The organism is Vreelandella piezotolerans (genome assembly GCF_012427705.1).
Lineage (GTDB): Bacteria > Pseudomonadota > Gammaproteobacteria > Pseudomonadales > Halomonadaceae > Vreelandella > Vreelandella piezotolerans.
On record NZ_CP048602.1, the window covers coordinates 3,339,080 to 3,358,131 of the forward strand.

At 61.0% G+C, this 19,052-nt stretch carries 17 protein-coding genes; 13 read left to right on the plus strand and 4 right to left on the minus strand.

What is annotated here, in order from left to right:
• The first annotated feature begins 25 nt into the window (after positions 1-25).
• The 4 genes from GYM47_RS15290 to recQ all read left to right on the plus strand — a co-directional run bounded on the left by GYM47_RS15290 (position 26) and on the right by recQ (position 5,279).
• On the plus strand, positions 26-1,306 hold the full coding sequence (locus GYM47_RS15290; RefSeq protein WP_153843060.1) for an ABC transporter substrate-binding protein: 1,281 nt from the start codon (positions 26-28) through the stop codon (positions 1,304-1,306).
• A gap of 63 nt (positions 1,307-1,369) precedes the next feature.
• Positions 1,370-2,254, plus strand: a complete 885-nt coding sequence (locus GYM47_RS15295) for a carbohydrate ABC transporter permease (protein WP_153843059.1) — start codon at positions 1,370-1,372, stop codon at positions 2,252-2,254.
• Positions 2,251-3,096 (plus strand): carbohydrate ABC transporter permease, encoded by an 846-nt coding sequence (locus GYM47_RS15300; RefSeq protein ID WP_153843058.1) that lies wholly within the window; start codon positions 2,251-2,253, stop codon positions 3,094-3,096. The genes GYM47_RS15295 and GYM47_RS15300 overlap by 4 nt, the downstream gene beginning before the upstream one ends.
• Positions 3,097-3,158: 62 nt before the next feature.
• Entirely contained in the window at positions 3,159-5,279 is a 2,121-nt protein-coding gene (recQ, locus tag GYM47_RS15305; protein WP_153843057.1) for a DNA helicase RecQ, read from the plus strand.
• Here the strand turns inward: recQ and mtnA are convergent.
• Positions 5,276-6,295, minus strand: coding sequence for an S-methyl-5-thioribose-1-phosphate isomerase (gene mtnA / locus GYM47_RS15310; protein ID WP_153843056.1), 1,020 nt, complete (start codon positions 6,293-6,295; stop codon positions 5,276-5,278). The genes recQ and mtnA overlap by 4 nt on opposite strands.
• A 105-nt stretch (positions 6,296-6,400) precedes the next feature.
• Between mtnA and mtnB the strand changes: the two genes are divergently transcribed.
• From mtnB to GYM47_RS15325, 3 genes are read left to right on the plus strand one after another with little or no spacing between them, the layout of a single operon-like run.
• The gene (mtnB, locus tag GYM47_RS15315; protein ID WP_153843055.1) at positions 6,401-6,988 is read left to right on the plus strand and encodes a methylthioribulose 1-phosphate dehydratase; all 588 of its coding nucleotides are present in this window, start codon (positions 6,401-6,403) and stop codon (positions 6,986-6,988) included.
• Positions 6,988-7,674 carry an acireductone synthase gene (gene mtnC, locus GYM47_RS15320; protein WP_153843054.1) on the plus strand — a complete coding sequence of 229 codons (687 nt, stop codon included), beginning with the start codon at positions 6,988-6,990 and terminating at the stop codon, positions 7,672-7,674. Before mtnB ends, mtnC begins: the two co-directional genes overlap by 1 nt.
• Before the next feature lie 35 nt (positions 7,675-7,709).
• Positions 7,710-8,258: a 1,2-dihydroxy-3-keto-5-methylthiopentene dioxygenase gene (locus GYM47_RS15325; protein ID WP_153843053.1), complete on the plus strand. Its 549-nt coding sequence runs from the start codon at positions 7,710-7,712 to the stop codon at positions 8,256-8,258.
• An 84-nt stretch (positions 8,259-8,342) separates the two neighbouring features.
• Here GYM47_RS15325 and mtnK read toward each other — a convergent pair whose 3' ends face one another.
• Complete coding sequence (gene mtnK, locus GYM47_RS15330; protein ID WP_153843052.1) at positions 8,343-9,605, minus strand: S-methyl-5-thioribose kinase; 1,263 nt, start codon at positions 9,603-9,605, stop codon at positions 8,343-8,345.
• A gap of 222 nt (positions 9,606-9,827) precedes the next feature.
• Here mtnK and GYM47_RS15335 point away from each other — a divergent pair, with 222 nt between their 5' ends.
• Entirely contained in the window at positions 9,828-11,507 is a 1,680-nt protein-coding gene (locus tag GYM47_RS15335; protein ID WP_153843051.1) for a methyl-accepting chemotaxis protein, read from the plus strand.
• 92 nt (positions 11,508-11,599) lie between these two features.
• Here GYM47_RS15335 and GYM47_RS15340 read toward each other — a convergent pair whose 3' ends face one another.
• Positions 11,600-12,835, minus strand: a complete 1,236-nt coding sequence (locus GYM47_RS15340) for a GGDEF domain-containing protein (protein WP_153843050.1) — start codon at positions 12,833-12,835, stop codon at positions 11,600-11,602.
• Positions 12,836-13,033: 198 nt separating this feature from the next.
• Between GYM47_RS15340 and GYM47_RS15345 the strand changes: the two genes are divergently transcribed.
• The gene (locus GYM47_RS15345; RefSeq protein ID WP_153843049.1) at positions 13,034-13,318 is read left to right on the plus strand and encodes a YrhK family protein; all 285 of its coding nucleotides are present in this window, start codon (positions 13,034-13,036) and stop codon (positions 13,316-13,318) included.
• On the opposite strand, the gene GYM47_RS15350 is transcribed toward GYM47_RS15345, so the two are convergent.
• Positions 13,284-14,072 (minus strand): DeoR/GlpR family DNA-binding transcription regulator, encoded by a 789-nt coding sequence (locus GYM47_RS15350; RefSeq protein WP_153843048.1) that lies wholly within the window; start codon positions 14,070-14,072, stop codon positions 13,284-13,286. The genes GYM47_RS15345 and GYM47_RS15350 overlap by 35 nt on opposite strands.
• A gap of 156 nt (positions 14,073-14,228) precedes the next feature.
• Between GYM47_RS15350 and GYM47_RS15355 the strand changes: the two genes are divergently transcribed.
• The 4 genes from GYM47_RS15355 to GYM47_RS15370 are packed head-to-tail and all read left to right on the plus strand — an operon-like array spanning position 14,229 to position 19,049.
• Positions 14,229-15,209, plus strand: a complete 981-nt coding sequence (locus tag GYM47_RS15355; RefSeq protein ID WP_139525778.1) for an ABC transporter substrate-binding protein — start codon at positions 14,229-14,231, stop codon at positions 15,207-15,209.
• A gap of 2 nt (positions 15,210-15,211) precedes the next feature.
• On the plus strand, positions 15,212-16,912 hold the full coding sequence (locus GYM47_RS15360; RefSeq protein WP_153843047.1) for an ABC transporter permease: 1,701 nt from the start codon (positions 15,212-15,214) through the stop codon (positions 16,910-16,912).
• Positions 16,900-17,970, plus strand: coding sequence for an ABC transporter ATP-binding protein (locus GYM47_RS15365; protein ID WP_153843046.1), 1,071 nt, complete (start codon positions 16,900-16,902; stop codon positions 17,968-17,970). Before GYM47_RS15360 ends, GYM47_RS15365 begins: the two co-directional genes overlap by 13 nt.
• Complete coding sequence (locus GYM47_RS15370; protein WP_153843045.1) at positions 17,967-19,049, plus strand: MBL fold metallo-hydrolase; 1,083 nt, start codon at positions 17,967-17,969, stop codon at positions 19,047-19,049. The genes GYM47_RS15365 and GYM47_RS15370 overlap by 4 nt, the downstream gene beginning before the upstream one ends.
• Positions 19,050-19,052: the final 3 nt, after the last annotated feature.

Here is a 19,052-nt window from a genome sequence, read left to right on the forward strand (position 1 = left end):
ATCACAAACACTTGTGGAGTCTCTCATGCGTTCTCAGTTCTCTTTTGCAATGACAGCCATCGCCGCAGCACTGTTAGGTGCCGGTCACGCCAGCGCTAACAGTGTCGACTTGACGATGTACTACCCTGTTTCCGTAGGTGGCGCACTGACCGAGGTCGTTGACAACTTGGTGGACGAGTTCGAAAGCGAACACCCGGATATCAACGTAGAAGCCATCTACGCAGGCAACTACGACGACACTCGCGTGCGCGCCATGTCCGCCATGGAAGCGGGCGATACGCCTCAGCTCTCGGTGCTGTTCTCCATCGACCTGTACGAGCTGATCGAGCAGAACGCCATCGTGGCCTTTGATGACCTCATCGACACCGAGGAAGAGCAAGCGTGGCTGGATAGCTTCTACCCCGGGCTGATGGAGAACGGTCAGTTGGATGGCAAGACCTACGGTATCCCCTTCCAGCGCTCCACCATCGTGCTGTTCTGGAACAAGGACGCCTTTGCAGCCGCTGGCCTGGACCCGGAAACGCCGCCGGAAAACTGGGAAGAGATGGCCGAGATGGCGGCTGCCGTGCGCGAAGCCTCGAACGGAGAACAATGGGGCGTGATGGTACCGTCCACCGGCTACCCCTACTGGATGTTCCAGGCGTTCGCCTTCCAGAACGGCCATCGCCTGATGAACGACGATGGCACCGAGGTCTATTTTGACGACCCGGCCGCCATCGAAGCTCTCGAATACTGGGTGTCGCTGGCTACCGAGCACGATGCCATGCCTAGCGGCACCATCGAGTGGGGCACTCTGCGCCAGAACTTCCTAGAGCAGTCCACCGCCATGATGTGGCACACGACGGGTAACCTGACCGCCGTACGCAACGAGGCCAATTTCGAATTTGGCGTCGCCATGCTGCCCATGAAGACCCAGCGCGGCAGCCCCACTGGCGGCGGCAATTTCTACATCTTTGAAGATGCCAGCGAAGAAGAGCAGCGCGCGGCGATGACCTTCATCCGCTGGATGACCGCGCCCGAGCGTGCCGCCGCATGGTCGATCGAGACCGGCTACATGGGCGTTAGCCCCGCCGCTTACGAAACCGACGCGCTACAACGCTATGTGGCAGAGTTCCCACCCGCAGCGGTCGCCCGTGACCAGCTGGAACACGGCACGGCGGAGCTTTCCACCTACCAAGGAGGCCGCATTCGCCGCGCCTTGGATAACGCTGTACAAGCGGCGCTGACCGGACAGATGTCGCCAGAGGAAGCACTTAGCCAAGCACAGCAAGAAGCCGACAGCGTGTTGCGCCGCTACGCACGCTAGTCGTCAGACATATGACTGTTCGCCGGGGCATGCCCCGGCTTTTCCAACGTTTGGTACTGCTCTATGTCATTCAACGACCACCGCAACATGCAGCTCTATGGCGCGCTTCTGCTGCTACCCGCTGCGGTGCTGCTGACAACGTTTGCCTATTTGCCGACCGTTTCTACGGTCATTAACAGCCTTTTCTTACCCGGCTTCCGCGGTGCGCCCCCTGAATTCGTAGGCATCGAGAACTATCAGGTGCTGTTCGATGACCCAACGTTTTGGCAGGTAGCTCGCAATAATCTGTTCTATGCACTGGGTACCATTCCCACCTCTATTGCGCTGGCCTTGGGCATGGCGCTATTCGTCAACGGCAAACTGCCGGGGCGCGGTTTTGTACGTATGGCCTACTTTACGCCGACGATTCTACCCATGATCGCCGCGGCCAATATCTGGATGTTTTTTTATGCGCCGCAGATTGGGCTGTTTAACAGTGTGCTCGGTGCGCTGGGATTTTCCGGCGTTAACTGGCTAGGCGATCCAAGCGTTGCGTTAAGCTCGGTCATCGTCATGTCGGTGTGGAAAGAAGCCGGCTTTTTTATGATTTTCTATCTCGCGGCGCTGCAGAGCATCCCACCCGAGTTAAAAGAGGCTGCCGACCTTGAAGGGACGAACCGTTGGAGCTTTTTCTGGCGGGTCACCTTTCCGCTACTGATGCCCACCACGCTGTTCGTGCTGATCAACGCGCTGATCAATGCGGTGCGGGTGGTCGACCACCTGTTCATTCTGACCAAGGGCGGGCCCAATAACGCCACCAACCTGCTGCTCTATTACGTCTACGAGAACGCGTTCTCCTTCTTCGACCGCACCATGGCGGCCACCATCACCGTGGTCATTCTGCTGGTACTGGCGGTGGTGGCCACGCTGAAGTTCACAATCCTGGACCGCAGGACGCACTACCAATGAATACGCCCGCTACCTACGCGCCCCGCGCGCGCTTCGACTACTCCCTACCAGCGTTGGAAACGATAGCGGCATGGCTACTCGCGGTTATTTGGATCTTTCCACTGCTGTACGCCTTTTGGGCCGCCTTCCACCCCAGCGAATTCATGGTGACTTTCGATCTGTTCGCCCCGCTCACACTGGATAACTTCACGAACGCCTGGGCCCAGGCCCCCTTTGCGCGTTACTACCTGAACACCTTCGCGCTGGTGACCGGCGTGGTACTGGCCCAGTTCGTGGTCTGCACGCTGGCCGCCTTTGCCTTTGCCCGCTTTCCGATCCCCGGCAAGCACCTGCTGTTCATGCTGGTGCTGATTCAGCTATTCGTGTTTCCCGAAGTGCTGATCGTCGAGAACTACCGTATTGCCAGCGAGCTGGGGCTGATCAATACCATCACCGGCATTGGCCTGCCCTACGTGGCCAGCGCCTTCGGTATTTTCCTGCTGCGTCAGACCTTCAAGACCATCCCCCGAGAGCTGGAGGACGCCGCCCGTATCGAGGGCTGTGGCTGGCTGGAAATTCTGTGGAAGGTCTACGTGCCGCTGGCCAAGCCCACCTATCTGGCCTACGGGCTGGTGTCGATCAGCCACCACTGGAACAACTTCCTGTGGCCGCTGGTGGTGACCAACTCCGTGGAGAGCCGCCCGCTGACGGTGGGATTGGGCGTGTTCTCCGCGCCAGAAACCGGCGTCAACTGGGCCACCGTCAGCGCTGCCACGCTGCTGAGTATTGCGCCGCTGCTGGTGGCTTTTCTGCTGTTCCAGCGCCAGTTCGTGCAGTCGTTTTTACGGGCGGGGATTCGCTAACCCAACTCACTCGAGTTTTCGTGCGACAATTCTCCTTCACGCACACGACAAGGAGAGCAGCGATGCACGGCGACCCGGCAGCCCTCAAGGTACTGCAAGACGTCTTTGGCTTTGAGCGCTTTCGTGGCCCCCAGCAGGCCATCATCGAGCACGTGACGGGCGGCGGAGACGCGCTGGTACTGATGCCCACCGGCGGCGGCAAATCGCTGTGCTATCAGATCCCGGCGCTGCTGCGCGCCGGCACCGCCATCGTGGTCTCGCCGCTCATCGCGCTGATGCAGGACCAGGTGGCCGCGCTGATCCAGAACGGGGTGCGCGCCGCCTACCTCAACTCCAGCCTCGAGATGCATGAGGCGATGGAGGTGGAGAACCGCCTGCGCGCAGGCGAGCTGGACCTGCTCTACGTCGCGCCCGAGCGGCTGGCCACGGCGCGCATGCAGATGCTGCTGGAGCAGACGCGCATTGCGCTGTTCGCCATCGACGAGGCCCACTGCGTTTCCCAATGGGGGCACGATTTCCGCCCCGAGTATCGCCAGCTCTCCCATCTGCACCAGCGTTTTCCTGACGTGCCGCGCATCGCGCTCACCGCCACCGCCGACGTGCCTACCCGGCACGACATCATGGAGCATCTTCAGCTTCAGGAAGCCGCGCTCTACAACAACGGCTTCGACCGCCCCAATATTCGCTACCACATCGCTGAAAACCAGGGCAATGCCAAAGAGCAGCTGCTGAGTTTCATCCGCGAGCATCACGACGGCGAGGCGGGCATCGTCTACTGCCTCTCCCGCCGTAAGGTGGAAGAAACCGCCGCCTGGTTGGCGCGCCAGGGGCTCACCGCGCTGCCCTACCATGCCGGACTGTCAGCCGAGCAGCGCCAGCAGCACCAAACCCGCTTTCTGCGCGAAGATGGCGTGGTGATCGTCGCCACCATTGCCTTCGGCATGGGCATCGACAAACCCGACGTACGCTTCGTGGCGCACCTCAACCTGCCCAAAAGCATCGAAGCCTACTACCAGGAGACCGGCCGCGCCGGACGCGACGGGCTGCCCGCCGATGCCTGGATGGCCTACGGCCTTCAGGACGTGATCACCCTGCGCCAGATGCAGCAGGACTCCAGTGCCGCCGACCAGCAGAAGCGCATCGAGCAACAGAAGCTCGATGCCATGCTGGGGCTCTGCGAGATTATCAGCTGCCGTCGTCAGGCGCTGCTCCACTACTTTGGCGATTCGCTAGATGAACCCTGCGGCAACTGCGATAACTGCCTCACTCCGCCTGACACCTGGGAGGCCACCGTGGCCGCACAGAAAGCGCTGTCGTGTGTCTACCGCACTGAACAGCGCTTTGGCGTGACGTATCTGGTGGATGTACTACTAGGCAAACGCAACGAACGTATCAGCCGCTTTGGCCACGACAGCCTGAGCACCTTCGGCATCGGCCAGGAGCTCACCGCCAGCGAGTGGAAAGCGCTGTTTCGTCAGCTGATCGCCAGCGGCTATTTGAGCGTCGACATGGAGGGCCATGGCGCGATCAAGCTCACCGCCAACGCCAGGCCCCTACTGCGCGGCGAGCAACGTCTCACCCTGCGCAAACCCAGCAAGCCAGCGCGGCGCGGAGCCAAAGGGGCATCTGCCGCCAAGGGCCACGGCGCACTGTGGGAAGCGCTTCGCCAGCATCGCAAGGCGCTGGCCGATGCCCAGGGCGTGCCCGCCTACGTGATCTTCAACGACGCCACCCTGGCCGAGCTGGTCGCACAAAAACCGCAAACGCTGCAGGCACTGGGCGCCATCTCGGGCATCGGCGCACGCAAGCTGGCCGATTACGGTGAAGGATTTCTGGCGGTGGTACTGGCGCACGCCAATGAGACCGAGACACTCTCCGACATCGGCAATAGCGCCATGGAATCCGCCACGCTGCTGCGACAGGGGTTCACTCCCGAACAAGTCGCCAAGCAGCGCGGCCTAGCCACCAATACCATCTACCGCCACTTGAGCGATGCCATTCAAGGCGGCGCACTGGCCCTGGAAGAGGTGGTCAACCTGGACCCAGCGACCCTGGCGCAGATTCACGCCGCCTTCGAGCAGTTTCCAGGCCAGGGGCTGAAAGTGGTGTTCGAAGCGCTGGAGGGGCGTGTGGATTACTCGATACTGCACTGCGTGCGGGCATCCCTGGCCGCCAAGGGTTAGCGCCATCCTCGCAGATGCTCGCCCTGGGCAATGGCGGCGGCGTCGAACACGCCGGTATCCAGAATCCAGGCGGTGACCAGTGAGGCAGGGGTCACATCAAACGCCGGGTTCCACACTGGTGCATCGCTGGGCGCCCACACCACCTCGCCAAACGCGCCGGCGGCACCGCGCACCTCCGCGCCATCGCGCTGCTCGATGGGAATAGCCGCGCCGGTCGAGCAGGCGGGGTCGACCGTGGTGTAAGGGGCCACCACGTAGAACGGTACCTGATGGTAGTGTGCCGCTACCGCCAGCATGTAAGTGCCCACTTTGTTGGCAAAGTCGCCGTTGGCGCAGATGCGATCCGCCCCCACCATCACTTTATCCACCTTGCCCGCCGCCATCAGGCTGGCCGCCATGCTGTCGGTGATCAGCTGGTAGGGAATGCCTAAATCGGCCATTTCCCACGCGGTCAAACGGCCACCCTGGAGCAGCGGGCGGGTCTCATCCACGTAAACATGCAGCGCCACGCCGCGCTGTTTGGCGATGGCCAGCGCGCCAATCGCGGTGCCTACGCCCCCCGTGGCCAGCGCGCCGGTGTTGCAGTGGGTCAGCACCCGGTCGCCGGAGGCCAGCAGGTCAGCGCCCCGCTCGGCCATGCGCTGACACAGCGCGCGGTCCTCTTCGAACAGCGCTTGGGCGCGCTCGGCCAGGGCGTCCGCGCCCTGGGCAAAACAGGCTTCCATGGCATCCAGGCAGTACATTAGGTTCACCGCCGTCGGCCGCGTTGCCCGTAAGCGGTCGCTCACTAACTGCCACTCGCTTTGCGGATGACGCGCCGCGTACTGGGCCAATACAAAGGCGGCGCTCAAGCCGATCAGCGGCGCCCCGCGAATGGCAAGGCGTTTGACCGCGTGCTGCCACGCCTCGGGAGAGTCGCAGCGCACCCACTCTTCGGCCTGGGGGAGCCGAGTCTGGTCCAAATATTCGAGCGCGTCGGCATACACCCGTAAACTGCGTGACTGTAAATTGACCATGAAGGGCTCCTTGAGGTCTTGAACCGGAGAACGCGGCGCGCGGCTTATCAGGCGCGAAGCTTATCATATAGAATGGCCGCCACTAGACGAGGCGATGCTGACCCGATGAACACCTTACACACCGAACTGCTGGACGCCATCTCCTGGGCGGCGCAGCAAGGCTGGACGCCCGCCACCGGCGGCAACTTTTCCGCGCGTACCGAGGCGGGCTATATAGTCACCGCCTCCGGGCGGGATAAAACCCGACTCCAGCCGAACGATCTGCTGCACTGCGACCTGGAAGGCCGCGTACTGGAGGGTAGCGGCAAACCCAGCGCCGAAAGCGACCTACACGCCGCGCTGTACCGGCTAGACCCGAACATCCACTGCGTGCTGCATACCCACACCGTGGCCAGCACCGTGCTGTCGCGGCGCTTTCCGGAAGGTATCGAGCTAAGCGGCTTCGAGATGCAAAAGGCGTTGGCGGGCAACGTGACCCATGATGCGACGATTCTTTTGCCGGTGGTGCCCAACTCCCAGGACATGGAGGAGCTGGCCGCGCACGTTCGCCAAGGCTGGCCGATGCCCTGGGGTTTTCTAGTCGGGGGCCACGGCATTTACGCCGTGGGCGATAGTATCGCCAGTTGCCGCCGTCACCTGGAAGCGATTGAATTCTTACTTGCCTGTGTACTGGAAGAGAGCCGGTGGTCCTAATGAGTCAATCAACCGTTCGCGCCATCGTGACCGATATCGAAGGCACCACTACCGATATCAATTTCGTCCATAACGTGTTGTTCCCCTACGCCTACGCCAAGCTGCCCGACTTTCTGTGCGAAAACGCCGAGGCACCGGCAGTGGCCGAGCAGCTAGACGCTGTGCGCAGAGATATGCAGGACCCCGAGGCCACGCTGGAAGCGGTGATTGCGACGCTGCTGCACTGGATCGATACCGACCAGAAAGTGACCCCACTCAAAGCCCTGCAGGGCATGGTGTGGGCCGACGGCTACCAGCGCGGCGACTTCACCGGCCATTTATACGCGGATGTCGCGCCAGCCCTGCGCCAGTGGCAGGCGGAAGGCAAGGCGCTGTATGTGTACTCGTCAGGCTCGGTGCAGGCGCAGAAATTGCTGTTTGGCTATAGCGATGAGGGCGATTTGACCCCGCTGTTCAGCGGCTATTTCGACACCCATATTGGCCATAAGCGTGAGGCCGCGGCCTATCAGCGCATTGTCGAGGCGCTCGATCTACCTGCAGAGTCGGTACTGTTCCTGTCGGATGTGGTCGAAGAGCTGGACGCGGCCCAGCAGGCGGGCATGCAAACGCTACAGCTGGTGCGTGAAGGTACCCAGGCGGGCACCCGCCATCCGTGCGTCACCCGTTTCGACGAGATCCACCTGTAACGTTTCTGTCTCGTCACTTTCAAGGAGAGCTTACGATGTCACAACTCAAAGTATTTGCCGATAACAATCCCCATGATGCCCTCATCGACACCACCGACGGCGAACGGATTACCGCTGAGCTAAACCAGGTAGGCGTACTGTTCGAGCGCTGGGCAACCCCAGGCGAGATTGCCGACGATGCCACCCAAGAAGAGATTCTGGCGCTCTACCAAGAGGACATCGACCGGGTCAAAGCCAAAGGCGGCTACCAAACCGTCGACGTGCTGCACATGGTGCCGACCCACCCCGAAAAAGACGCCATGCGCCAGAAGTTCCTGAACGAGCACCGCCACCATGAAGACGAAGTGCGCTTCTTCGTCAAAGGCCAGGGGCTGTTCTGCCTGCACATCGACGACAAGGTGTATCAGGTGCTTTGCACCCGCAACGACCTGATCAGCGTGCCCGCCAACACCCCGCACTGGTTCGATATGGGGCCAGAACCGGAATTTACCGCACTGCGCTTCTTCGACAACGTGGAAGGCTGGGTCCCCCACTGGACCGAAAGCGACATCGCCGGGAAGTTCGATCGTTTGGATCAGCTTTAACGGTTAAATAGTGAATGGTCAGTCGTGAATAGTAGGAGGCCGCGTTAGCGTTTGTGCACTAACGCGGCCTCTTTTGTTGTGCGCTTACAACACCGCTTTCTGGTTAAACGTTTTGGCCAGCTCTGCCAGTGCGTTGAGATCACAGTAGGCTTCCGGCTCCATGATCAGCGTTTGCCCCATCAACACGTTGCGCGCTTCCAACTCGGCGCGTAAGCCAGTGTCTTCGATCTCTTCGAAGTCGGCGTTGTGGGCCAGCGAGAGCACGCGGCGGTGCATTTCGATGCCGCAGTAGGCCAGGGCATCTTCACGAATCTCTTCAAGTAGCGCATCGCAGGCGTCGTCGGCGCTGTTGCCCTGGTCTTCGAACAGCGACCTGGGGAATAGAATGCCGGTGCGCTCGGTTTGCCAGAGATGGCGAAACGTCTCGTCGAAGCGGGTAAAGCACTCGGTGATGACCGCTAAAATCCAGGCTTGGTAGGCGTCTAGCTCGTATTCCTTGCGGTGGGCTGGCTGACTGAAGTAGGCCATGAAGAAGTTCGCCACGGCCATGCCCAGGTCGAATGCCATGGGTCCGTACTGGGAAAACTCGGGGTCGATGACGCGCACGCTGGTGTCGGTGGCCATGATGGAGCCGGAGTGCAGGTCGCCGTGGAGCATGGTTTCGGTGTTCGAGGTGAACTTCATCAACAGCCGCTGCACCTTGGCCTTCAGGCGGGCGTTGCGGCGCAGCTCATCCACCACGGGCGATAGCTCCGGCGTATGGCGGTTCATCTCCGCGCCGTAGTAGGGGTCGGTGAACACCAACGATTCGGTGATCGCGGGAATCGCAACATTTCCAGAGAACAGCCCCACGTCGGCTTTCTTGTCCGGGCTCGCCATGGAGAGCTCCGAGCCGCGAAACGCCGTGCGCGCACAGAACTCACCCAACGTAGCGCCCAGCTTCTCTACCCGTTCGCCGCTGATCAGCTTGCGCCGCAAAATCACGTGCGGATGCAGATACTCCATCACGATCAGCGCCTGGGGCTTGTCGAAGTAGTACACCTCGGGCGCCACGCCGGGCGCCCGCGCGGCTTGGCGCACCAGGGCAAAGTACTCGTAGTGGGCGCGATAGAGCGGCAGCGGCCAGCTCTCGCCCACCATGCGCACGTAGGGCAGCGCCTGCTTGACCACCACGCTTCCGGCACTGCCGGTGACGATGAATACCAGGTTGAGGTTGCCGTCGCCCACCTCACGGATGCGCCACTCGGCAGGATCTCCCCCCACGCGGCTAGCGACGGCCTCCACTTCCCCTAGCCGCTGCCCCAGGGTCTCCACTGCTAGCGCTCGATACGTCTGCTCGTTTGCCACCGCTGCTTCCTCGCACAAAATGAAGTCGTGTTTGTCATACCCCGTTAGCGTTGTCAATTCGCTGCCGGAGACACGGTCAACCCCGTCGATGGGCGCGGCGGTGGTTGCGAAGACGGTTGCGGAGACAGTTGCAAAGAAATGTTAAACAGGAAACCGCTCAATGGACAACTTTTGTACTAGTTTTATAGTGAATACCTGACCAATCCCATCAGGTACTCCATCATGAAAAACAATGGCACCGTGACCCAGGTGGAACATCCTCTCCGTGACGATGATGTGCTGATTTCCAAAACCGACAACAGCAGCTACATCGCCTACGCCAATCATCGATTCGTCGAGATCAGCGGCTTCGAGTACGACGAGTTGGTGGGCTCGCCCCATAACATGGTGCGCCATCCAGACATGCCGTCGCCCGTGTTCGCCGATATGTGGAGCGATCTGAAAGCGGGTCAGTACTGGAGCGGCCTGGTCAAAAACCGGCGTAAGAACGGCGACCACTACTGGGTACGCGCCAACGTCGTGCCCATTCGGGAAAACGACAAAGTGACCGGATTCGTCTCGATCCGTGTCAAACCCTCCCAGGCTGACGTCGAGAATGCCGAGCACATCTACCGCGATATGCGTGAGAATCAGGGACGCTTTACGATCAAGCATGGCGAAGTCATGGCCCGCAACCCGCTAAAACGGCTAGCGAGCGCCACCTGGTGGGCGCCTCGGCTGGCCAACGTATCGGGCGTGCTGTACACCTTGGCCGCCACCGGCATGCTGATGCTAGCCAGCACCTGGTGGCTGGGCGGCCAAGTTGCCAACGGCGTGCTCGCCCCGCTGCTCGCCATGGTGTTGGCCACGGGTTTACTGTTGAGCCTTCATCAGTGGCGTCAGGCGCGCCGACTCCGGCGCTTTCTACACAAGGCCAACGACTTCGCGCTGCAAATCGCGGCGGGGGATCTCAACGCGCAGGTGCCCTCGGTCGGCCATGTCGCCATGGATAACACGCTCGCCACCATGAATTTCATGCGCCGCTCGCTCGAAGCGCTGATTGGCGATGTGGACCAGCGTATTGCCCAGGTCATGCCCTCGGTGGAAGCGCTGTCCCACCACAACCAAGCCATGGGCCATCGTGTGGATCAGCAGGCCTCAGCCGTGCAGCAAACCGCCGCTAGTGCAGAGCAAATCGCCTCGACCGTGCGGCAAAGCTCGGACAACGCCCAGCTTGCCAGCCAGGCCTCGGTGGGTAACGTCAGCGAAGTCGATAACGCGGTGGCGATTATGCATGAGCTGGCCGAAGCGATGGACGGCATCACGGCGACGTCTCAAGACATGGCGGGCATCGTCAAAACGATCGATCACATTGCTTTCCAAACCAACATCTTGGCGCTGAATGCGTCGGTGGAAGCGGCGCGCGCCGGTGAGCATGGCCGTGGCTTTGCGGTGGTAGCCGAAGAGGTACGCCGCCTGGCACGCCAGTCTGCGGAAGCCGCCCATCAGGTACAAACGCTGATCGAGACCGCGCGTCAGCGCATCGAAGCCGGGCAGCATAAAGCCGGCTCGGCGGGCGATGCCATGGGGCGCATTCGCCAGGCCAGCCATAACGTCAACGACTTGATGGAGGAGATTCGTGCGGCCGCTCGAGAACAAAGCGAGGGCATCGCGCAGATCAGTCAGGCCATTTCCCAGATCGACCGAGGAACTCAAGAGAGCGCCGCCAGCATGGATGCGTATCTGAACGCCGTCGACGTGCTCTCTCGCGAGGTCAACTACCTGGCCCACAGCGCCCACGCGTTCATGCCGGTCACGAACACTCAGGCATCCGCCCCTGTGCTGCCACGAACCAGCAACAACGTTTACCAGCTTCCCATGGCTGAAAAATCCCCCACATTTCCTAGAGCGCAAGCGGTATAACCCCGCGCCGCGGGTGGCGCATGCCACCCGCGGCTATGCACCCTGCAGAGTAAAAGGGACTGGAAGAACCGTCTGGATGTCCATGCCATTGGCTATTGAATGGATATGCTTAAGCCATCGCCGCTCAGCGCATCCGGTGAACTGATCATCACCACGCGGTTACGCCCTTGTCGCTTGGCCTCGTAAAGCGCCTGATCGGCAGCTCTGAATAGCTGAGAGGCGTTCACGCCCACAGTGGGCTGCAGCACCGCCCCACCCACGCTAATGGTGACATAATCAGGCGCGACCCGGCCCAGGTGGGGTAGCTGCAGCGCTTCCACCGAGTGGCGCAGCTGCTCGGCTTGATCCAACACCGCTTGATGCGGCTGCCCTTTGCTCAATACGACGAACTCTTCACCGCCAAAGCGCGCCACCACGCAGGCGCTGCTCGCATGGGTAGCTAGCGTGCTGGCGACACTTTTTAGGCAGTGATCGCCCTGCAAATGGCCGTAGTAGTCGTTATAAGCTTTGAAACAGTCGATATCGATCACCATCAGGCCTACCGTGGCACGCTCCTCCACGGCTTGCTGCCAATAGTGGTTGAACAGCGCATCGAACTGGCGGCGGTTGGCTAACTCCGTCAACGGGTCGGTCAACGACAACTTGGACAATTCCGCATTACTGCGCAGCGCATGCCCGGTCCGATGGGTTTCGCGCAGCAACAGCAAGTAGGCTTTGCGTTCGCTGGCTTCCAGGCGGTAATTGGCCACCAAGGTGAATACCGCTTTGGCACAGATCGAGAAAATCGCCAGTCTCTTGACCTCGGTGGGCATCGGGTCGTAGCCAATGACGAAGTACACCATAATCGCCACGCTCAACAGCGACGACCCCAGGGCATAGGAAAAGCGCAGTGAATAGAGAATATTCCCAACGACTAAAATAAGGCCAAACGAAAAAATATCGAGATAAGAGTAAGGCGACTTCGACGATACAGAGATCAAGCACGATGCCACCATGCCGACGACGACCGTGCTTGCCATCATGGTTTCGCGCGCGCTTCCCGAGACGCCTTTATAAACCGCCCACAAGATGGGCAGGCCAAACGGTAGAACGACGAAACCTCTGATCAGCACAGAGAGCCAAAACACCTCTGGGCGAAAGCTGTAATCGTTAATGAGAAACAGGCTGTAGATCAGTGCCGCAATCAGGCCCGCGACGACCATATTGCGGTTTCGCTGCGGCTGGGTGTCGCGCTCGAAACGAGCTTCTAGCGCGCGCGAAAAACGCAGATGCCATTTAGGGTGGGATAACTCGTGCTCAATGGTGCTAGCAAAAGAGTCACTGGTCATTCACACCTCGCGAAGAAACTGCGCTTCTCAATCTTGCAGATACGAGAACTTGCCATCATGTTGCCAGACGATCATGACAGCCGTCAGCGCTCGCTTAATAGCACTAGTTAATCTATTTTCATGTCCTCTTACAACTATCTAAAAACTGCAATTCAAGAAAGTGGTTTAAATTTTTCTTTTTTTCACAAAGGAGCGCACATGGCCCGACAAACCGTCTCGTCAGAGCGTGATCTCACCTTTACCATGGGCCGCGAAGAGCTGGTCATTCACCGCCGTTATGAGGTGCTCGGTATCGTCAACGACTTTCTAATCGGCATCTGGTTCGTCATCGGTAGCGTCTGTTTTTTTTACGAGGGTGCAGTACAAACCGCTGGGGTTTGGCTCTTCGTCATTGGTAGCGTGCAACTGTTGATACGCCCAGCGATCCGCCTGCATCGCTACGTCTATTTCAAACGTCTGCCCGACGAGCAGCACGATGCCTAACGCCACTCATGAAGCGAACGCCCTGGGCAGCTAACGGGCTTCTCAGCCGGTCGGGCAAGGGGCTGTCGGTGATGACGGCGTGATAATCTGCCAGGGACCCGGCGGCACAGCGTAGCGGCAGGTCGAATTTGGTCTTGTCCAACACGAGAATGCGGTACGCCGCATGGGCCAGCAGGGCCTCGCGGGCCATCACTTCGTCGTCGTTGTAGTCGTAAAGCTGGCCGTGGCTATCCATACCGCCCACGGAGACAATGCCGACATCCACCCGGTAGCGCTGAAAAAAGCGCCACGCGTCGCCACCAATCACGTCCTGGTCGCGGCGGCGCACCCGACCGCCGGCCACCACCAGCTCACACTCCAGCGCGCATAGCTTGATCAAGGCGTGCAGGTTATTGGTCATGATCTGCAGGCCCTGCTTGTCGTGCAGCGAATCGGCTAACTGCTCGACCGTCGTGCCCGTCCCCAGAAAGAGCGATTGGTGATGCGTAATCAACGAGGCGGCCTGACGTGCAATATGTCGTTTGCCCGCCTGATTGACGATTTGGCGCTGGTCGTAGCCCACGTTCTCTTGGTCGGGAAAGGGCATCACTTCGCCGTGACGGCGTAAAATCAGCCCCTGCTCAGCCAAGACGCGAATATCCCCACGCAGGGTTTGCACGGAGACGCCAAAATGATGGGCCAGCGCCGCGAGCGTTTGCCGCCCCTCTTCTCGCACGTGCGCTAATACGGCACGCCGCCTCTCTGTCACGTTCATACCGCGCCACCTTTCCTTTTATCGTTTCCATTGGAAAAACGAAAAAACCATTCCCGCTAGCGAAAGCTTTTCGCTATCAAACGAAAGCGTAGTGTCACGATGTTGTAAGCCGATGACAGTAGTGTGGTGACTGTTCACCTACTGGAGGTTTTCTCGATGTTGAAGCGCTCGTTGTGTTCCGCCGTGACTCTCGCAAGCATTGCCCTCTCCACCTCGTCGTTCGCTGATGAGAAGCTGGTGCTCTATACCAGCCAGCCTAATAGCGATGCCCAGCAAACGGTCGATGCTTTCCAAGCCGCCTATCCAGACATCGAAGTGGAGTGGGTGCGCGACGGCACCACACGCCTGATGACACGGCTGCGCTCGGAGCTTGCTGCCGGTGTCAGCAACCCCGACGTGCTGCTGATTGCCGACAGCATGACCATGACCTCGCTGAAACAAGAGGGCCATTTACAGCCCTACCTCAGCCCCGAGCGCGACGCCTACGACGAAGCGCTTTACGACCCGGAGGGCTACTTCTACGGCACCAAGCTCATCACCACCGGTATCGTGTACAACACCGGCGCCGAGCAGCAGCCAAAGCGCTGGGAAGATCTGACCGGCTCTGAATATGAAGGCCTCGTCACCATGCCTAGTCCGCTGTACTCCGGCGCAGCGCTGATTCATATGGCAGCCATCGCGGAGAATCCAGCGTTAGGACTCGAGTACTACGAAGCGCTTCAAGCCAACCGCACGGAAGCCCAGGGCGGTAACGGCGGCGTGTTCAATGCCGTGGCCGCGGGCACCAAGCCCTACGGCATCGTGGTGGATTTTCTACCCATCCGCGAAGCCGCGAAAGGCTCGCCCGTGGCGTTCGTGTTTCCTGAAGAGGGCGTGAGCGCCGTTACCGAGCCCGTGGCCATCATGCAGGAGGCCGAGAACCTGGACGCCGCTCAAAAATTCGTCGACTTCGTGCTTTCCCAAGAGGGGCAAACACTGGTCAGCCAGCAGGGTTACCTGCCTGCTCACCCGGACGTGACACCGCCTGAGGGCTTCCCTGAGCGGAGCAGCATCGACCTCATGCCGGTGGATATCGAACAGGCACTCGAGCAGGAAGAGACGCTCAAGCAGCGTTTTAGCGATCTGTTCGGCGGCTAATCATGACCCCTTCGCTCAACCTTGGCAGCCAGCACCGCTGGCTGCTTAGCCTGATCACCCTGCTCGTCGTTCTGCTCAGCCTCGCGCCCAGTGTGCGTCTGCTCGTCGAAGCATTGAGTGACCTTGGCCAGGGCAGCCAGGCACCGCTGTGGAAAGTGCTCAATACCGCCAGCACGTGGCGTGCGTTATGGCACAGCCTGTATACCTCGGGCCTGGGTATGCTGATCGCTCTGGTGCTGGGCAGCCTGTTCGCCTTCGTGATCACCCTGACGGACATTCGCGGCAAAGCGTGGCTGGTGTTCTGCTTCATGCTGCCCATGATGATTCCGCCCCAGGTCACCGCGCTGAGCTGGCTGCAGCTATTCGGCCCGGCCAGCCCGCTATTGAAGAGCATCGGTATGGCGCCGCCCCTGGGTAGCCCGCAGCCGCTCTACTCCGCAGAGGGTATTGCCCTGCTGCTAGGTATCCAGAGTGCGCCGCTGGTATTTTTGGCGCTACGCACCTCCTTGCTATCGCTACCCCGCGAATTGATCGAAGCCGCCCGCATCAGCGGCGCGCGACAGGCTCAGGTGTGGGGCCATATCATCTTGCCCATCACCCGCCACGGCTTGGTGACGGGAGCCGCCATGGCGTTCATCTCCAGCCTGGGTAACTTTGGCATTCCCGCGATGCTCGGTATTCCGGCCGGTTATTACGTGCTACCCACGCTGATTTATCAACGCATGGCCAGCTTGGGCACCGGCGTGCTGGCAGAGATGGCGGCGCTTTCGATGCTGATCGGCGTCCTGGCACTGGCCTGCGTGGCCTTGCAGCAGTACTGGATGAACCGCAGCCGCTTTGGGTTAGGCGGCCACAGCGGTCGCGCCCACGATTTTTTGCTAGGCCGCTATCGCCCGCTGGTCACGGCTCTGCTGGTCGGCGTCCTGATGGTGATCCTGGTCGCGCCGCTGGCCGCTCTGGTGGTGAGCTCTTTGGTACCGGCGATGGGCGTGCCGCTTAGCGCTGACACCGTCACGCTCGATGCCTACCACGAAGTGATCGGTCGTCAAGGCGCCACTTGGCGGGCAGTGAGTAACAGTCTTTGGCTGGCGGGCGGTGCCGCGCTGGTGCTCATGCTCTGCAGCCTGCCGCTCGCCTACCGTTTACAGCGGCTTCCCCCTCGCCTGCAGCAGCTCACCCTGAGCGCCATCGAGCTGCCCTACGCGCTGCCCGGCGTGGTGCTGGCGATTGCCTGCATTCTACTATTCGTACGCCCCTTACCGTTTATCGACCTAGCGCTTTACGGCACGCTCGGGCTGATTTTCGTGGCCTATTTGGCGCGCTTTCTGGTGGTCTGCCTGAAACCGGTGAGCGCCAGCTTGGCCCAGCTAGATCCCTCTCTGGAAGAAGCTGCTCAGCTTGCGGGCGCGGGCCCCTGGCGTCGGCTCATCACCATTTTGCTTCCGCTAATGGCGCCCTCGCTGTTCGCCGGAGGGCTGCTGGTGTTTCTGCTGGCGGTGAACGAACTGACCGTCTCCGCGCTGCTCTGGAGCGCCGGGAATGAAACCCTGGGCGTGCTGATTTTCAACCTGGACGAGGGCGGCGAGAGCGTGCTGGCAGCGGCCGTTTCCGTGCTGGTGGTGATCATGGTCGCCACGCTGATGCTATCGCTCAGCCTGCTGGCCCCCCGTTTACCTAAAGGAGTCGTGCCGTGGCAGGGCTAGCGATTCATCGTGTTACCAAGCAGTTTGGCGATCACCGGGCGGTGGATGATCTGTCGCTGGAGATAGCCCCTGGCGAATTCGTCGCCCTGCTCGGCCCCAGCGGCTGCGGCAAAACCACCATGCTGCGGATGCTGGCCGGGTTCGAGCAGATCAGTAGCGGCTCCCTGACACTCAACGGCACCCTCCTCGCCAGCGACCAGCATCACATGCCTCCTGAGCAGCGCAATATGGCGATGGTGTTTCAGTCCTACGCGCTATGGCCGCACATGAGCGTGGCCGACAACGTGGGCTACCCGCTGAAACTTCGCCGCGTTCAGGGCAGCGAGTATCAGCGCCGGGTCGCTCACGCGCTGGAGCAGGTTGCGCTTACTCCCTACGCCCAGCGCGCTCCACAGGAGCTCAGCGGTGGCCAGCGCCAGCGGGTAGCGTTAGCGCGCTGCTTGGTCACCGATCCAGACGTAGTGCTGCTCGATGAGCCGCTCGCCAACCTGGACCGCAACCTGCGCGCCTCTATGGAGCACAGCTTTGTCGACTTCCACCGCCGCACCCAAGCCACCATGGTGTACGTGACCCATGATCAAAGCGAAGCCATGGCAATGGCGGATCGCATTGCGGTGATGCGTGACGGCGCGCTGGTACAGTGGGCAACGCCTGAAACGCTCTATCGAGCGCCGCGCAGTGAGTGGGTCGCTCAGTTCATTGGCCAAGGCAGTCAGCTAAAGGTCGCAGGCGGTACCCCGGGCCAGCGGCTGGATGAGTCAGCACTGATGCAAGGCTTGGCCGCGCCGCTCACGGCGCGCACTCAGCCCGTTTTGGTACGTCCTGAACATATCCGTATTGAGGCACACTCCCCTGCACCGTCGTCCGCGCACTCGCCTAGCCCATACGACTTAACCGGATGCGTGGAGCGGCTCACCTTTCGCGGTGAACGCTATGAGCTACACCTGCGCTTAGCCACGGGAGAAGCGCTGCTGGCCTATCATCACACGGCGCTCAACGAGGGCCAGCACGTCGCGGTGCGCTTGTTGGAAGGCTGGTGCCTGGAGCCTGACCAATGAGCGCCACGATTCAAATCCTCAGCGGGCTGGGCGACAAAGGGCCCGCGGCCATCGTGGTCGAAGCGCAAGGCAAACGCCTGCTGCTGGATGCCGGCGGCGCACTGCACCCCGGCGAGCCGGTTACCTGGGCACAGGGGCTCGCCGTGGACGCCGTGTTAATCAGCCATGACCACGTGGACCACATTGGCGGCGTCGTGGAACTGCCCGCGCAGATACCGCTTTACTGCACGCCGTTAGTCGCCAAGACGCTACCCCCGCAGCGGGCGTGGCAGCCGCTGCCCTATCGGGGCCGTCTTGACGTTGAAGGCATTGCGGTCACCACCGGTCAAGCGGGGCATTCGCTGGGCGGCGTCTGGCTGCATCTCGACGACGCGGGCGGTATTTTTTACAGTGGCGATGCCTGTTTCGAGTCGCGCCTGTTTCCGTTCGATGCGCCCCCACCCGCCCACACGGCGCTGCTAGATGCCTCCTATGGCCGCTACGACCAGCCCCAAGCGCAGTGCATCCACGCCATTGGCAAGGCGTTGGACCACCCTTTGGTGCTGCCGGTACCGGAAACGGGGCGTGCCCTGGAAATGGCGCTATGGCTCTCGGAAGAGGCGGACCAACGCCACCTTCCTTTGGCGATTGACCCGATCATTCGCGATAACCTGGCCGCCCTACTCGCGCTGCCCAATGACCTTCGCCGAAAAGGATTGGACGCGGCTATCCAGGCGCTTTTGCAGCGCCCCAATGCCCGCCATCCGGCGCTTTGGCTGGTCAGCGACCGTGACGATGATCCGCCCGACTGGCCGCATCATCGTCTGCTGCACACCGGCTATTTGACGCCGCAGCGTCGCCAACAGCTCGCGGCGGGCGAGGTGCTCTGGCAACGCTGGAACGTCCATTTGCGCGCCTCGCATTTGGTAGCCCTGGCCCACCAGCTCCAAGCGGTCCAAGTGGCACCGCTCTTTACGCCGCTCCATGCCGATGCTGAGTCCGCCTGGCGTGACCTGCTGGGCACACGGCTCATCACACAGCCTTCGCTTGACGTCGAAGCGCAGACGAAAGTGCTCTCTTCGCCCCTGTTAACACCGTAGGAA